The organism is Diaminobutyricimonas sp. LJ205, assembly GCF_009755725.1.
Lineage (GTDB): Bacteria > Actinomycetota > Actinomycetes > Actinomycetales > Microbacteriaceae > Ruicaihuangia.
Genome location: NZ_CP046619.1, coordinates 373,051 through 389,313 on the forward strand (window position 1 = coordinate 373,051; position 16,263 = coordinate 389,313).

Genomic DNA, 16,263 nt, shown 5'->3' on the forward strand with positions numbered 1-16,263 from the left:
TCGAAGTGCTCGATGAAGTACTCGGTCGCCAGTTCGGGTTGATCGAACTTCTTCGGTGACTGTTGTCACACTTTCCGTGCGCAAGCGTCTTTCTCTATGAAGGCCCAAAAGCGGCCTCACCCAAACGCATTGAAAGGAAAGTCGACATGGCCTCCATAGTCAACGAACTGAACCAGCTGAACCTCGCATTCGCAGAGCGATTCAACGCCCGCGACCTCGACGGACTCGTAGCGCTGAACATTGCGGAGGTTGTTTTCGTGCCCGCACCCGGTCAGCCCGTCGAAGGCGAGGCGAACGTTCGCGCAGCGCTCGAACAGTTCCTCTCGTTGAACCTGCCGATCACCATGACCGTTCGCAATGTCTTTCAGACCGGCAACACCGGCCTCGCCATTGCCGACTGGACGATCAACGGCACCGGCCCCGACGGCTCCGAAATTGCTCTCGCCGGCACCACCGCGGATGTCGCTGTCTACGACGACGAGCACGGCTGGCGCTACGTCATCGATAACCCGTTCGGCACCGCGTAAGCTCCGAACTCCGCCTGTGAGCTGGCCCCGGACCGGGGCCAGCTCACTGTCACGTTAAGCGTCCTCTGACATGCCCGAGTGCTTGCAGGCCGAGAGTGACTTGCGGGCGCGAGTGATTCGCTGCCGGATCGCAGCCGGGGACGTGTTGAGCTTTTCAGCGATCTCGCTCGCGGAGAGCCCGTCAACAACGCTAAGCAACAGGGGATCTCGCAGGCCCGTCGGGAGCGATTGGATCGCCTGGAGCGCGCCGTCGAGAAGCTGGCGCGTCAGGGCTTCATCGGCGACATTCGAGCTATCGGGGATGTCTTCATCCAACTCGTCGGCTGGGCGCCTCATCATGTGGCGGGAGAAGTCGGTTGCTGCATTGCGGGCAATCACGTCAAGCCAGGAGCACATCTGCCCGGGATCGGGAGACTCGAGCTGCTCTATCGATCGCCAGGCACGCAGGAGTGTATTTTGCGCCACGTCATCTGCATCGCTGAAGTGCACGCCCAGTGACATCGTCCGCCGCCGCAAGCGGTGCGGGTCGGCCGTGATGAGCTCCTGAAGCACGGCACGCCGGCCATCGTCGACGGTTCGGGATCCATGCACGCTAGCTGTCATTCATCTTGCCCATATCCACTCGCCGTCAGCATCGAACTGCTGACGGAAACTCCTCGGAACCGCGATTCATTTCGAGGTGCCATGCGTGTTAACCCCCCACCGCCGTAAAGCTTCCGCAGTGGCCGACTATCACCACCTTGACCAGGCCCGCAGAGCTCGACAACGGGGCGACGTCGCACTTTCGACCGCGAGGGCTGCTTGGCAGAGAACGGGGTTCAGGGCTGTCCCCCAGATGGCGGACTTGGGCGTGAAAACGCACCCCCAGTAGGAGGGGAATCGGTTCCATCTGTACCCCGGAGGCATTGTGAGCCGCGTCTTTTCGCGGTTAGTTTTGCCCCAACGGCCAGCCCACGGATGGGATCGGCCAGAACAACCAGCCCATGGATGGGAGGTGTGCTCGATGCGAATTATCTGGATCAGCGCCGCAAGCGTTGCACTTACCGGTGCATACCTTTTTGGTGCGCCAGCCGCGGCCGGTGCGCCAGCCGCGGCCGGTGCGCCAGCCTCGGCCGAGTTCCCCGAGGCGACGGGGAGTTGCGTTGCCGCTCCCGCCGCTGAAGCCTATGAGGTTCTTTCCGTTCCCGGCGGGATGTTCGAACACGGCGTGTCGCGCACCGCCGACGGTGACCTGCAATCCTTCGCGCACGAGTACAACGCCATTCGTGCCGAGAACTGCCTGCCGGTGTTGCCGGTCGAGGCGTTCCGCTTCGACGACTGCATCGAGGCGCGACTGGTCTGGATGGCCGAGGACCCCAGCACCGACCCACTGAGCGCCTGGGGCCACCGCGGATCCGTGCGCAGTGATGGCGCTGCCGATGTCGGTTGCGACAGCAATCTCGCGGGCGGCACCGACAACACCGGCGCGATCGTCGCCCAGCGCTGGTGGGACTCCGCTCCGCACCGTTCGGCGCTCTATGCGCCGGATATGGATGTCTCCGGGCTCTGTGTGCGGTTCGCGATGACGCACGGCGGATCACCCGATGAACCCGTCTCCCTTGCCCGTGCCGGAGCCAGCCTAGGCAGCTGCTGATCGGTGACTGATCGAGCTCGTAGATCTCGACAAGCTCGATCAGCGGAGGGGACAAAGGCGTTTCCCGGCCGCCCCTATCATGGGTGGGTGACTCACCCGCTCCCGCCGGCCGACGAGGCGCCGATGACACGCCGCGCTGCTCGAGAGGCGGAAAAGGCGCAGACCGCCGGAATCCCGACTCAGGCGATGCCGTCCGTTGATTTGCCAACCCAGGCGATGGCTGCCGTCGATCTGCCAGCACCCGCCCGTTCGGCTGTTGACCTGCCGACCCAGGCGATGCCCGCGGCCGGCCAGCCGACGCCGCGACTGCAGGCACACCAGACGCAGACGCAGGCGTTCGCGACATCCGCACCGTTCTTCAGCAGCGACGCCCCGACCACCGTGCTTCCATCCCGCAGCGGCGACAGTAACGGTGGCATCGGCGGACCCGGTGACAACGGGCACGGCGGCGGGAACGGAGGTGGCAGCTCCGGCGATGACGGCGATGACGGCGATGCAGGCGGTGGCATCGGAGGCGTGTTCCGACGGCATCCGAAGGCCTGGCTTGCGGCTGGACTCAGCCTCGCGTTCGTGCTCGCCGGCACCGGCGCCGTCGCGGCCGGGCTGAACAGTGCGCCCGCGGAACCAGCGGCCGTGGCCGCCCCCGTACCCTCGCCGACCCCGACCGTCGAACCCGCCCGGCCGGTGCTGTCTCCGGCGCCCGCAGCGACGCCGCTGCGCACCTGCACCGTTGCCGGACTGGCCGGCGATCCGAGGCTCGCCAATCTGCACGCCTCAGTGCTGAATGCGGCGACCGGCGAGGTGCTCTTCGACCGCAACGCCACCACTCCGGAGCGCACCGCGAGCGTCATGAAGACGGTGACCGCGGCCGCGGCTCTCGCCGCGCTCGGGCCGGAATACCGCATCACCACCAGCGTGCAGGCCGGTCCAACCCCGGAGTCGATCGTGCTCGTCGGCGGCGGCGACGCCACCCTGAGCCAGGTCGGACCAGGCAGTCAAAGCTTCTACCGCGGTGCCCCGAAGCTGAGCGACCTGGCAGCGCAGGTGCGCGCGAGCCTGCCCGCCGAGGTGACCAGCGTTGACCTCATCCTCGACGCGAACCTGTGGGATCCGGCCGACAAGTGGGATGGCAGCTGGGAACGCCGCCAGCAGACCGTCGGCTACATGTCCGAGGTCACCGCGCTGCAGGTCGACGCCGACCGGGCCGACCCGAACAAGAACACCAGCCCGCGCAGCACCGACCCGATCGGCCGCGCCGGCGATGCGTTCAAGGCCGCCCTGGCTGCCGAGGGTATCGAGGTGCGGTCGACCACGACCGGGATTGCGGGGGACGGCGCCGCTGATCTCGCCAGCGTGCAGTCGCAGCCCGTGTCCACGCTGATCGGGCAGATGATGGACCTCAGCGACAACACCCTCGCCGAGATGCTGGCCCGGCTGATCGCCATCGAGCAGGGGCTGCCAGGCACCTTCGCCTCCCTGCAGCAGGCGTATGCGGGGGCGCTGTCCTCGTATGGCATCCCGACCACAGGCATGGTCATCCGTGACGGCTCCGGGCTCAGCGAGCACAACCGGGTCGCCCCGGTATACGTCGCCCAGCTGATGGCGAAGGCTGTGGCGGGGGAGCAGCACCTCAAGGTCATGTACGACACCCTGCCGATCTCCGGGCGCACCGGCACTTTGGCCTCCCGTTTCACCGGGGATGCCGCAGTCGCCAAGGGTTACGTCAACGCGAAGACCGGCTGGATCCAGACCGGCCGCACCCTGGCGGGCATCGTGCATGCCGCCGACGGCAGTCAGCTGGCCTTCGCCTTCTACGCGGTTGGAACCGGGGATGCCACGGCCATGCCCGCGCTCGACAGCCTCACCGCCGGGGTGTACAGCTGCGGCAACAACCTCAGCAACCACTGACGCGCGTAGTCTTTCGATATGACTCGGGCGCTGTTCATCATCGACGTTCAGAACGACTTCACCGAGGGCGGGGCGCTCGGCTGCGACGGCGGCGCCCTCGTCGCCGAGCGCATCACCCAGTGGCTCACCGAGCACGACTACGATCACGTGTTCGCCTCCCGGGACTGGCACGATGCCGACAACGACAACGGCGGTCATTTCTCTGACAAGCCGGATTTTGTCGGCACCTGGCCGCCGCACTGCGTGAGCGGCACGCCAGGCGCCGAGTATCACCCTGCCCTGGACACGAGCAAGGTCGACGTGCACGTGAAGAAGGGGCAGGGCAAGCCTGCCTACTCGATCTTCGACGGGACTACCGACGACGGCCATGCCGTGGTCAGCACGCTGGATGACCTGGCCGTCACCCACGTCGACGTCGTCGGCATCGCCACCGACCACTGCGTGCGCGCGTCGGCGATGGATGCGTTGCGGGCCGGCCGGCAGGTGCGAGTGCTAACCAGGATGGTCACCGGCGTCGGTCCGGAATCGAGCAAGGCCGCGCTCGCCGAGATGCGCTCGGCCGGTGCTGAGATCGTCACCGACTGACGCTTCGGCGTCTCGGCATCCTCGGCGCCCCTTGCAGATCGTCGACTCCGACGGTCAACTGGATGGTGCATCCGATCGCAGCGTTGCGGGAGGCGGGGCGAGTCGATGGAACAACCGGCAAGCGCATCCGAACGCCTGGCGCCTCGTGCGCGCCGGCCACTGACCGAACGGATTCTCGATCGTCTGCCCGGGCCGAACTGGTCGTGGGCGGCGACCTGGGCGCTCGTTCCCTGGCTGAACCTTCTCGTTGTGGTGGCTCTGGGGGTCACCGATGACCCGGCGGGACTTCGGCCGGTGGACATCCTCAACCGCGCAGCGGTGTCAGTCGCGATCCTGCTTTCGATCTGGGGCGCGGCGCGGATCGAGGCCGATCTGAATCGGGTCAGGGCGATCCCGGTCGTGGCGGCTCACATCACGGATACCGGAGCCGATCGCGTGTTCAGCGCACTCGGCAACGCAATCGTCCCGTTGGTGACCACCGTCGTCATCGCCCTAGTGCTGCCCTCTGACGAGCTGGTGGCCGGGTCGCCGGGCGGTGCGCTGGTGCAAGGGGTGACCTGGCTCGTGATCGGCATTCCGATGTGCACGGCAGCCTGGGCTTACCTCGTGCTTCAGGTCGGGCTGGGCAGGCTGGGCGACATCCCGCTCACCTACGACGGAGACCGCAGCCTCGGCCTGCAACCGATCGGCGGCATCGCGTTCACCGGGTTCCTGATGCTGGCCGGCATCCTCGGCCCACTGCTGCTCACCGGCGTCACCGACCTTTCTGCCGTCCTGGTCAGCAGTGCTGTGCTCCTTGCCGGAGTGATCACCTTCTTCCTGTCACTGCACAAGCTGCATCGGCGGATGGTCGCGGTCAAGCGTCGCGAGCTTGCCCGCGTACTGGCCCTTTACCGCGACGCCTACGAGCGGGTGCAGGGACCGCTGACCCCCGAAGAACTCCAGCACAACGTTGGCTTGCTGACCGCCGCGGAGACGCTGGAGAAGAGGGCCGAGAGAATTTATCAGTGGCCATTCGAGGAAGGCATGCTGGCCAGGGTCGTGACGATCGCCTCCGGGGTGATCGGTGTGATCATCGCCCGGCTTCTTCTTGCGCCGGCGGGGCTATGACGGACCGGTCGGTGATGACTGGTCGGTGACCGCGGACTGCGAGAATCGAGGCGTGCCCGTCACCCAGATCAGCGACCTCTCCGACCCGCGCCTGGTCGACTACGCCCACCTCACCGACGTCGCGCTGAAGAAGGCACAGTCCAGCGAGCATGGCCTCTACCTCGCCGAGTCTCTGCTCGTTCTCGAGCGCGCGATCCGGGCAGGTCACGTGCCGCGCTCGGTGCTGGCGCTCGGCGGGTCGGTCGAGGACGCGCTCGAAGCCACGCGCGGCTTCGACATCCCGATTTTCTCCGGCCCCGGCGAACTGCTCGCCGAACTCACCGGCTACGTGTTGCACCGCGGACTGATCGCCTCGATGCACCGCCCGGCGCTGCCGGATCCGGCCGAGCTGATCCGCGACGCCCGCCGGGTGGTCGTGCTCGAGAACGTCGTCGACCCGACCAACGTCGGCGCGATCTTCCGCTCCGTGGCCGGCATCGGCGCCGACGCGGTGCTGGTCACGCCGCGCTGCTCTGACCCGTTCTATCGCCGCGCCATCAGGGTCAGTATGGGCACCGTGCTGCAGGTGCCATGGACCAGGGTGGGTGACTGGCCCTCGACGAGGCAATTGCTGCAGGCATCCGGATTCCACATTGCCGCGCTCGCGCTCACGGACGATTCCGTCTCGCTGCGCGAGTTCTCGGCGCGGGCTCCCGAGCGGGTCGCCCTGGTGCTCGGCACCGAGGGGGAGGGGCTGACGGATGCTGCGATCGAAGCGGCGGATACCGTGGTGCAGATTCCGATGCGGCACGGCATCGATTCGCTGAACGTCGCAGCCGCGTCTGCGGTGGCTATGTATGCACTCGCCCAGTGATTACTCGCCGTCGAACGCCCGGCGGGTGAGCGCCTGCACGTCGCGGTCGAGTGCGTCGAAACGATGGTTCATCCCCTCGAAGCGGGCATTCATCTCGTGGCGCAAGCCCTCGATCTGAGCGGTGACCGTGCGCATGATCAGAGTGACCGTAAGCGTGACAAAGCCGGCGAGCGTAGCGGCAAGCACCGCGATCACCGTCCACACCTGCGCCTCGGTCAACGCGATCACCCCTCCAGTGTGCTGCCGATATCGGGGGAAGACTAGTTGTGGCCAGCGGAAGTGCTCGGTCCAACGGGCTCGATCGTGTGGATGAGTGAGCATCCGGCATTCCTGTGGAGGGGGGCGCGCGGCATAGTGATCACATGCACGACGATGCGCGGCTCGTTCAGATGCGGATCAACCGGTTCGTCACCGAGCGGCTGCAGCCGGCGATCATCCGCGAAAGCGTTCCCGCGCACGTCGAGCGCTGGGAGGCTCCCGGCGAGCCGGTTCCGTTTGAGCACGCGATCGCGCAGCAGTTCGAGCCGGTCCGGGCCGGCGTCGCCTGGGGGCGGCCGTGGGGCACGACCTGGTTCAAGGTCACCGGCATGGTTCCCGCCGGGTGGGCGGATGCTGCGGGCGCCCGAGTGGAACTGGTCATCGACCTCGGCTTCAACTCGGCGATCCCAGGATTTCAGGCTGAGGGCATGGTGTTCTCCGAGGCCGGTTCGATCATCAAGGCGGTGGAACCCCTGAACACCTCGGTCCCGTTGGCCGTTGCCCCTGGCGAGACGTTCACGGTCTACGTCGAAGCCGCCTCAAACCCTGACCTCAGTCAGGCCTGGACCTTTGCACCGACGGCGATGGGTGACCCGGAAACAGCGGGGGATCAGCCGATGTACCGCCTCACCCGCATCGACATCGCCTTGCGCGACACCGTCGTCTGGGAGCTCGGGCAAGACTTCTGGACGCTGCACGGACTGTACGCCCAACTGCCGGCTACGCTGCCCCGGCGGGCGGAGATCCTGCGTGCCCTCGACCGCGCCGTCGATGCGGTGGACCCACACGATGTCGCCGGCACCGCGCAGGCCGGCCGGGAGGTACTCGCCCCGGCGCTCGCCGCGCCCGCCTGGCACAGCTCGCATCGGGTGCATGCGGTCGGCCACGCGCACATCGACAGCGCCTGGCTGTGGCCGCTGCGGGAGACGGTTCGCAAGGTGGCGCGCACCTTCTCCAATGTCGATGCTTTGATCGAGCAGCATCCGGATTTCGTGTTCGCCGCGTCATCCGCCCAGCAGTACGCCTGGCTGAAGGAGCATTATCCCGAGCTGTTCGAGCGGATTCGCCGGCGGGTGGCCGAGGGCTCGTTCGTGCCGGTCGGCGGCATGTGGGTGGAATCAGACAGCAACCTGCCCGGTGGCGAGGCGCTCGCGCGTCAGTTCGTCGCCGGCAAGCGGTTCTTCATCGAGGAGTTCGGAGTCGAGCCGCTCGAGGTGTGGCTGCCCGACTCGTTCGGCTATTCGGGGGCGCTGCCGCAGATCGCCCGGGCGGCGGGGTCGCGCTGGTTCCTCACCCAGAAGATCTCCTGGAACGAGACCAATGTGATGCCGCATCACACCTTCCACTGGGAGGGCATCGACGGCACTCGTATCTTCACGCACTTTCCGCCGGTGGACACTTACAGTTCAGAACTCTCCGGCGCCGACCTGGCCAGGGCGCAACGCCAGTACTCCGAGAAGGGCGTCGCCAACACGTCGCTGGTGCCGTTCGGCTGGGGGGACGGCGGCGGCGGACCGACGGAAGAGATGATCGCGGCCGCCCGGCGCACCGCATCGCTCGAAGGATCGCCGAAGGTGCTGCTGTCGAGCCCGCGCGGCTTCTTCGAGGCCGCCGAGGCTGAGTATCCTCATCCCCCGGTCTGGTCGGGTGAGCTGTACCTCGAGTTCCACCGCGGCACCTACACCTCACAGGCGCGAACCAAACGCGGCAACCGGCGCAGCGAGCACCTGCTCCGCGAAGCAGAACTGTGGGCGGCAACCGCCGCAGTGCGCGGCGTCGCCGAGTATCCCTACGAGACGCTCGAGCAGGCCTGGCACACCGTGTTGCTGCTGCAATTCCACGACATCCTGCCCGGCTCCTCGATCGCCTGGGTGCACCGCGAGGCCGAACGCCGTTACGACGAGGTTCGGGTCAGCCTCGAGCAGGTCATCGACCGCTCGGTGCGGGCGCTCGCCGGTGAGGGAAGCCGGATGCTGGCGCTGAACTCAGGCCCGTTCGCCCAGCGTGGCGTGATCGCGCTCGCCGCTGCCGAGGCGGCCCCCGTCGCCGGGACCGCCACCGTCAGCTCGGTCGATGGCGGGTTCGTGTTCCGCAACGATCGGCTGGAGGCGACCCTCGACGCGGACGGATTGCTGGTGTCGCTGCGGGATCTCGCGACCGGGCGCGAGGCCATCCCGGCCGGCGAGGGCGCGAAGGTGCTGCAGCTGTTCCGGGATACCCCACGGCAATGGGATGCCTGGGATATCGACGCCGATTACGTGCGCACGATGACCGAGTTGCGCGCGGCCGAGAGCATCGAGATCGTGGCGGCCGGACCCGACCAGGCGTCGGTGCGAATCACCCGGCGGTTCGGGTCGTCCTCCATCGAGGAGACCGTGACCCTGGACGCCAGGGCCCGAGCCCTCGAAGTGGAGTTCGCGATCGACTGGCACGAGCGGCAGAAGCTGCTGAAACTCGCCTTTCCGCTCGACGTGCAGGCCGCGCAGGCGGCGTCCGAAATCCAGTTCGGCCACATCCTCCGGCCCACCCACGCGAACACGTCGTGGGATGCCGCTCGGTTCGAGACCGTCGCCCATCGCTGGGTGCACATCGGCGAGCCCGGCTACGGCGTGGCTGTGGCGAACGATTCCACCTATGGGCACGACATCCGGCGCTCCGGAGAGGGCAGGTCGACGACGGTGCGGTTGTCCCTGCTGCGTGCCCCGCTGTACCCGGATCCGGAGAGTGACCAAGGCGAGCACCGGCTGCGGGTCGCGGTTGCACCGGGGGTCGGCATCCCGGAGGCGATCGAAGAGGGCTACCGGTTGAACCTGCCACTGCGTTCGGTGGTGGGCGTCGGTGCCGAGGCGCTTGAGCCGCTGCTGCGAGTGCGCGGCGACGGCGTCGTGGTCGAGGCGGTCAAGTTGGCCGAAGACCAGAGCGGCGATGTCATCGTGCGGCTATACGAGGCGCACGGCGGCCGGGCCGTCGCGGATCTGAGCGCCGGGTTCGAGGTGGCGGATGTCTGGGAGACCGACTTGCTCGAACGATCGCTGAGCCCGTCGGGCGACGTGCTCGGACGGTCGGCAGACGGCTCGTGGCGACTCGAACTCCGGCCGTTCCAGCTGGTGACCCTCAGGTTCCGTCGGTAGCCGTTGGGCGTTTGCGCCACCCTGCCGCGTCTGAGCCAGCGCGCGGTGGCTCAACCGTGACCAAGTGGCTCAGACGAAGGACGTCCGCGCATCAGACCAGCAGCTGGTGCTTCGCCAGGTCGCGGTAGAGCGGGGTCGAGACGACCAGCTCGGAGTGCGTTCCGACACCGACGACACGACCCTGCTCGAGGACGACGATCTGGTCGCTGTCCACCACGGTGGACAGCCGGTGCGCGATCACGATCAACGTGCGATTCTCGGCGACGGCGTCGATCGCCTCCCGCAGCAGCTGTTCGTTGAGCCCGTCGAGCGACGACGTCGACTCGTCGAGCAGCAGGATCGGGGGAGCCGAGAGCAGCGTGCGGGCGATCGCCAGACGCTGGCGCTCACCGCCCGAGAGCATCACGCCGTCTTCGCCGACCTGCGCGTCCAGACCGCGCTCGTCGCGTTCGAGCACGCCGATCAAGTTCACCGAGCGCAGCACGTCGACGCACTGCTCGTCGGTGGCGTCGGGAGTGCCGAGGATGAGGTTGTCGCGGATCGTGCCGGCCAGCACCGGCGCGTCCTGCTCGACATAACCGATCTGTCCACGCAGCTCGGCGCGGTCGAGCGCGCGCACGTCGACGCCGCCCATGCGCACGACGCCAGCGGTCGGGTCGTAGAACCGCTCGATCAGCGCGAGGATCGTGGACTTGCCCGCGCCGGAGGGGCCGACCAGGGCGATCCGCTGCCCGCGCGGCACCGAGAACGAGACGCCGCGCAGCACGGTGCGGTCGCGGATCTCGCCAGGCTCGTCCGCATCCCGCGGGTTGAGCCCATCCCGCAGGTTGAGCCCATCCCGCTGGTCGAGCTTGTCGAGACCTCCGTCGCGACCCTCGGCGGGCTCGACCGGCGGCTCGGCCGGATAGGTGAACTCGACCTCCTCGAAGCTGATCGCGTCGTCGGACTCGATCGCGGCGACCGGGCGGCCGGCGACATCCGCCTCGTCCTCGCTCGGCAATTCGATGATCTCCTGGATCCGGCCGAGCGCACCGAGCGCCTGGTTGACCGAGGTGACCGCGCCGAAGGCCTGGCCGAGCGGACCGATCATCATGAACAGGAAGATGATGAACGACACCAAAGCGGCGATGGTGATCGCCCCGGTCGCCACCCGGAACCCACCCACGCCGATCACAGTGAGGAAAGTCACCTGCATGGCGATGCCGGCGACCGGGACCACGAGCGCCGAGATCTTGGCGACCTTGAGGCCCATGCGCCAAGCGCCGCGTGCCTCCTCGTCGACGATCTCGGTTTCGCGGTTGGTCGCGTTCGCGGCGCGCACCGTGCGGATGGCGCTGAGCACGCGCTCGACGCTTGCGGCCAGGTCCCCGACCTTCTGCTGCTGCGCCTGGCTGGCCTTGCGGATGCGGCCGCTCAGCAGCACCACGATCACCACGGAGAAAGTGATCACGAGCACGGTCAGGCCGAGCAGCACCGGGTCGATGAGCAGCATCGCGATGAGGGCGCCGACGAAGATCAGTGCGCCGCCGATGGCGTCAATGAGTCCCTGGGTCATCACCGCGTAGAGCATGGTGGTGTCCGAGCCGACGCGGGAGACCAGGTCGCCGGTGCGCCGACGGTCGAATTCCTTGATCGGAAGCCGCAGCATCCGGTACACCAGTCGGCGTCGAGCCGAGAGCACGACGCTCGTCCCGGTGCGCTGCAGCAGGTAGTGCTGGAAGCCGCTGATCAGCGCGGCGGCAACCACCAGCCCGGCGAGGATCCAGACCAAGGAGTCGAGCGGCTCGCTCGCCTCGACGCGGGTGATCACCTGGCTCACCAGCAATGGCTGCGCGAGTGTCGCGGCCGCACCGATGATGCTCAGCAGGATCACCCACCCGAGGACGGCTTTGTGCTCGGTGATATAGGGAAGCAGCTGGCGGAAGGTGGCGCGGGGACCATCATCGGGCTTGCGCCCGAATCCGCGCCGCGGCCGCGTGCGGGTGTCACTCATGTCGCAACAAGAGTAGCCGCGCAGGCTGGGCGAGAAGATTTCAAACTCACGGAGAATGACAGGGGCGAATGTCGCCGCCAGGGTCTACGCTCGTATCTCGTGCCAGCGCCTGTCATCACCGCTTCAAACCTCGTGAAGAAGTACAAGGAGTTCCCCGCAGTGGGGGGAATCTCGTTCGAAGTCGCGCCGGGGGAGTCCTTCGGACTTCTAGGACCGAACGGTGCAGGCAAGTCGACGACGATGCGGATGATCGGCGCCGTATCGACCCGCACCGAGGGCGACCTGTCGATCCTGGGCCTCGACCCCGATGAGTACGGCCCGGAGATCCGGTCGCAACTCGGCGTCGTGCCGCAGGCCGACAACCTGGACACCGAACTGCGGGTGAAGGACAACCTCGTGGTGTACGGCCGGTACTTCGGGCTGCCCGCCTCGTACCTCGGTAAGAAGGCGGACGAGCTGCTCGCCTTCGCGCAACTCGAGGACAAAGCCAAGTCCAAGGTCGACGACCTCTCCGGCGGCATGAAGCGGCGGCTCACCATCGCGCGCGCCCTGATCAACGACCCGAAGATCCTGCTGCTCGACGAGCCGACCACCGGCCTCGACCCTCAGGCCCGGCACGTGCTCTGGGACCGCCTGTTCCGGCTCAAGGAGCAAGGCACGACCCTGGTGCTCACCACTCACTACATGGACGAGGCAGAACAGCTCTGCGACCGGCTCATTGTGGTCGACAAGGGCCAGATCATGGCCGAGGGCACCCCTGCCTCCCTGATCCGGCAGTACTCGTCGCGGGAGGTGCTCGAGGTGCGCTTCGGGTCGGACCGAAACGCAGCTGCCGCCGAGCGCATCGCCGGCCTCGGCGACCGGATCGAAGTGCTGCCCGACCGCGTGCTCGTCTACAGCGAGAGCGGCGAAAGAGTGCTGGAGCGGCTCACCGACCTGGGCCTGCATCCGCTGACGTCGCTCGTGCGTCGGTCCAGCCTCGAGGATGTGTTCCTGCGGCTGACGGGACGGAGCTTGATCGAATGAGCGAGAAGACGCCGGATGCCGCGGGCGGGGTCTCGGCAGGCTCGACCAGCGGGGGTGAGGTCTCGGCAGGCTCGACCAGCGAGGGGGCCGTCGCGGCTGGCACCAAGCCACGCCGCTTCGGTGCCTGGTATGTCGCTGAGCACCGCTTCCGGGTGATGCGCGCCTACGCGCAGACGGTGATCGTGACCAGCATCGGCAACCCGCTGCTGTACATGTACGCGCTCGGGGTCGGGCTCGCCACCATCGTCGACCAGAACCTCGGCGAAGGCGCGATGGGCGAGGTCGGCTACCTGACCTTCGTCGCCCCGGCACTGCTGGCCAGCGCCGCGGTCACGGTCGCCACCGAGGAGTTCACCTACCCGATCATGCTCGGCTTCAAGTGGAACCCGGTGTTCTTCGGCATGAACGCTGCCCCGATCTCGGCGGGGCAGATTATTGACGGCATCGTGATCTCGGTGACCGTGCGAATGCTCGCGCAGACCGCGATCTACTACGTCTTCATGCTCTTCTTCGGGGCGGTTCCGTCGCCCTGGGGCTTCCTCACCATCTTCATCGCCACCCTTGCCGGACTCGGCTTCGGGGCGCTGATCATGGCGTACACGTCGACGCTCGAAGACGACGCCGGGCAGCTGGCGATGGTGATGCGCTTCATCGTGCTGCCGATGACGCTGTTCTCGGGAACGTTCTTCCCGCTCGACACGCTGCCCATCTACCTGCAGTGGATCGGCTGGATCTCGCCGCTCTGGCATGGCACCGAACTGGCGCGCGTCGCCGCGTATGGCTACGAGGAGCCGTTCTGGCTGAGCGTCGTGCACGTGGTCTACCTCACGGTGCTGTTCGCCTGGGGCTGGGCAGTCACCCGTCGGGTCGCGGCTCGGAGGTTGAACAAGTGACTCTCACCGAAAACAAGCCCGTGGCATCCCTCCGACGGGGCTGGCTGCTGCCGGCGCTGTACGCCGGCAACGCGCGCTCGGTGATGCGGCGCGGATGGCTGGCGGCCGCGAAGACCAACTGGCTGGTCGTGGTGTCGGGGTTCTTCGAGCCGGTGTTCTACCTGCTCGCGATGGGCATCGGGCTGGGCAGCCTCGTTGGCGGGGTGACCACCTCGAGCGGTGAGGAGGTGTCGTACGCCGCCTACATCGCGCCGGCCCTGCTCGCGGTGGCGGCGATGAACGGAGCGATCTACGACTCGACGTGGAATGTGTTCTTCAAGATGAACTTCGGCAAGCTCTACCAGGGCATGCTGGCCACCTCGCTCGGGCCGTTCGATGTCGCGCTCGGCGAGATTCTGCTGGCTCTGGCGCGCGGGCTGCTCTACGCCTGTGGATTCATGCTGATCATGCAGGTGCTCGGGCTCAACCTGGCCTGGACGGCGGTGCTTGCGCTCCCGGCGGTGGTGCTCATCGCGTTCGGCTTCGCGAGCTTCGGCATGGGCATCACGAGCTACATGAAGACGTTCCAGCAGATGGACTGGATCAGCTTCATCCTGTTGCCGATGTTCCTGTTCTCGGCCACCTTCTACCCGCTGTCGGTGTACCCGGAGTGGATCCAGTGGATCATCCAGGCGCTGCCGCTCTGGCACGGCGTCGAACTGGTGCGCGGACTGACCACCGGGGTGATCTCAATAGGGATGCTCTGGCACGTGCTCTACTACGTGGTCATGGTGGTGCTCGGGCTGACGCTCACCACCAGGCGGCTGCGGGCCCTCTTCCTCGACTGATCGCGCGTTGAACGCAGAAACGCCCCCGCACGAGGCGAGGGCGTTCCTCCAACTCCGCTGGTCGAGCTTGCCGAGACCGGTCTCGGCAAGCTCGACCAACGGGAGTGGTTACGCGTTGATGTCGTTGTCCTTGGTTTCCTTGCCGATGATCAGCGCGACCAGGGTGATCACGGCCATCACGGCGAGGTAGATGCCGACCAGGAACGGGCTGCCATCGCCGAGGCCCCACAGCCAGACGGCGATGAACGGGGCGACCGCGGCGCCGAGGATCGAGGACACGTTGTACGAGATGCCCGAACCGGTGTAGCGCACGGTGGTCGGGAACAGTTCCGGCAGCAGCGCACCCATAGGGCCGAAGGTCATGCCCATCAGCGAGAAGCCGATGATCAGCCACGCCATCACACCGACGAAGCCGGCACCGAGCAGCGGGACCCAGACCAGGCCGAAGGCGATGATGCCGAGAGTGACCCAGATCAGCGTCTTGCGGCGGCCGAACTTGTCGGCCAGCGGGCCGGAGACGAGGGTGAAGATACCGAAGAAGACAACACCGGCGATAAGCATCAGCACGAACGTGGTGTAGCTGTAGCCAAGTCCGGGCAGGACGCTGGCATCTTCCGGGGCCACCGGCGCACGGCCGTAGCTCAGCGAGAAGGTGGTCATCAGGTAGAACAGCACGTAGGTGGCCAGCATGAATAGGGTGCCGAGGATGAGCTCGCGCCAGTTGTTCTTCAGCACGGCGCCGAGCGGCAGCTTCCTGACGGTGCCCGTCTCGACAGCCTTGCTGAACGCGGGGCTCTCGACCAGGCGCAGACGCACCCAGAGGCCGACGGCAACCATGACGATCGAGAACAGGAACGGGATGCGCCAGCCCCAATCGAGGAACGCCTCAGAGGGCATCGACGGGTCTTCCGACGGCAGGATGGCCGCGATGATCAGGAACAGGCCGTTCGCGATGATGAAGCCGATCGGTGCGCCCAACTGCGGGAAAGTGCCGAACAGGGCGCGCTTGCCCTTGGGGGCGTTCTCGGTCGCGACCAGAGCCGCGCCGCTCCACTCTCCGCCGAGGGCGAAGCCCTGCGCGAGGCGCATCAGCACCAGTAGCGCGGGTGCGAGCCAACCGACCAGGGCGTAGGTCGGCAGCAAACCAATCAGGAACGTTGCAATACCCATGGTGAGCAGTGCCGCGACCAGGGTGGTCTTGCGACCGCGCTTGTCGCCCAGGTGCCCGTAGAACACCGCGCCGAGCGGGCGGGCGACCATCGCCGCACCGAACACAGCGAACGATGAGAGGAGCGCGGTGGTTGCGTCGCCGGTGGGGAAGAACAGGTGCGGGAACACCAGCACGGCCGCGGTTGCGTAGACATAGAAGTCATAGAACTCGATGGTCGTGCCGATGAGGCTGGCCATGATGACCCGGCCGCGTGGATTGGCGGGAGCGACGGTCTGAGGCGTCGCAACGGTTTGTGACATAGGAAGAAAGCTCCGAAACGGATGAGACTGTTGCGGGCTCGAAACGCAG

Annotated in this window: 14 protein-coding genes; 10 read left to right on the plus strand and 4 right to left on the minus strand. The window is 67.0% G+C overall.

From position 1 onward, the window contains the following. The first annotated feature begins 146 nt into the window (after positions 1-146). The gene (locus GO591_RS01855; RefSeq protein ID WP_157155246.1) at positions 147-527 is read left to right on the plus strand and encodes a YybH family protein; all 381 of its coding nucleotides are present in this window, start codon (positions 147-149) and stop codon (positions 525-527) included. Positions 528-581: 54 nt separating this feature from the next. Here the strand turns inward: GO591_RS01855 and GO591_RS01860 are convergent, their stop codons facing one another. Continuing rightward, complete coding sequence (locus GO591_RS01860) at positions 582-1,079, minus strand: RNA polymerase sigma factor (RefSeq protein ID WP_232466237.1); 498 nt, start codon at positions 1,077-1,079, stop codon at positions 582-584. A gap of 451 nt (positions 1,080-1,530) precedes the next feature. On the opposite strand from GO591_RS01860, the gene GO591_RS01865 reads away from it, so the two are divergent. From GO591_RS01865 to GO591_RS01885, 5 genes are all read left to right on the plus strand, one after another. Next, on the plus strand, positions 1,531-2,160 hold the full coding sequence (locus tag GO591_RS01865) for a hypothetical protein (protein ID WP_157155248.1): 630 nt from the start codon (positions 1,531-1,533) through the stop codon (positions 2,158-2,160). An 87-nt stretch (positions 2,161-2,247) separates the two neighbouring features. Beyond that, a complete protein-coding gene (dacB, locus tag GO591_RS01870) occupies positions 2,248-4,068 on the plus strand; it encodes a D-alanyl-D-alanine carboxypeptidase/D-alanyl-D-alanine endopeptidase (RefSeq protein WP_232466238.1) in 1,821 nt (606 codons plus the stop codon). Between the two features lie 18 nt (positions 4,069-4,086). Beyond that, complete coding sequence (locus tag GO591_RS01875; RefSeq protein WP_157155249.1) at positions 4,087-4,653, plus strand: isochorismatase family protein; 567 nt, start codon at positions 4,087-4,089, stop codon at positions 4,651-4,653. Between the two features lie 105 nt (positions 4,654-4,758). Next, entirely contained in the window at positions 4,759-5,763 is a 1,005-nt protein-coding gene (locus tag GO591_RS01880) for a hypothetical protein (RefSeq protein ID WP_157155250.1), read from the plus strand. Between the two features lie 52 nt (positions 5,764-5,815). Continuing rightward, a complete protein-coding gene (locus GO591_RS01885; RefSeq protein WP_157155251.1) occupies positions 5,816-6,616 on the plus strand; it encodes a TrmH family RNA methyltransferase in 801 nt (266 codons plus the stop codon). Here the strand turns inward: GO591_RS01885 and GO591_RS01890 are convergent, their stop codons facing one another. After that, the gene (locus tag GO591_RS01890) at positions 6,617-6,844 is read right to left on the minus strand and encodes a hypothetical protein (protein ID WP_157155252.1); all 228 of its coding nucleotides are present in this window, start codon (positions 6,842-6,844) and stop codon (positions 6,617-6,619) included. Between the two features lie 134 nt (positions 6,845-6,978). Here GO591_RS01890 and GO591_RS01895 point away from each other — a divergent pair, with 134 nt between their 5' ends. After that, positions 6,979-10,005, plus strand: coding sequence for a glycoside hydrolase family 38 N-terminal domain-containing protein (locus GO591_RS01895; protein WP_157155253.1), 3,027 nt, complete (start codon positions 6,979-6,981; stop codon positions 10,003-10,005). 91 nt (positions 10,006-10,096) lie between these two features. On the opposite strand, the gene GO591_RS01900 is transcribed toward GO591_RS01895, so the two are convergent. Continuing rightward, entirely contained in the window at positions 10,097-11,998 is a 1,902-nt protein-coding gene (locus GO591_RS01900; RefSeq protein WP_157155254.1) for an ABC transporter ATP-binding protein, read from the minus strand. Positions 11,999-12,097: 99 nt separating this feature from the next. Here GO591_RS01900 and GO591_RS01905 point away from each other — a divergent pair, with 99 nt between their 5' ends. The 3 genes from GO591_RS01905 to GO591_RS01915 are packed head-to-tail and all read left to right on the plus strand — an operon-like array spanning position 12,098 to position 14,744. Beyond that, positions 12,098-13,024 (plus strand): ABC transporter ATP-binding protein, encoded by a 927-nt coding sequence (locus tag GO591_RS01905; protein ID WP_157155255.1) that lies wholly within the window; start codon positions 12,098-12,100, stop codon positions 13,022-13,024. Further along, positions 13,021-13,917, plus strand: a complete 897-nt coding sequence (locus GO591_RS01910; protein ID WP_157155256.1) for an ABC transporter permease — start codon at positions 13,021-13,023, stop codon at positions 13,915-13,917. The genes GO591_RS01905 and GO591_RS01910 overlap by 4 nt, the downstream gene beginning before the upstream one ends. Next, positions 13,914-14,744 (plus strand): ABC transporter permease, encoded by an 831-nt coding sequence (locus tag GO591_RS01915; protein ID WP_232466239.1) that lies wholly within the window; start codon positions 13,914-13,916, stop codon positions 14,742-14,744. The genes GO591_RS01910 and GO591_RS01915 overlap by 4 nt, the downstream gene beginning before the upstream one ends. Positions 14,745-14,852: 108 nt before the next feature. Here GO591_RS01915 and GO591_RS01920 read toward each other — a convergent pair whose 3' ends face one another. Next, positions 14,853-16,214 carry an MFS transporter gene (locus GO591_RS01920; protein ID WP_157155257.1) on the minus strand — a complete coding sequence of 454 codons (1,362 nt, stop codon included), beginning with the start codon at positions 16,212-16,214 and terminating at the stop codon, positions 14,853-14,855. Between the last annotated feature and the right edge of the window lie 49 nt (positions 16,215-16,263).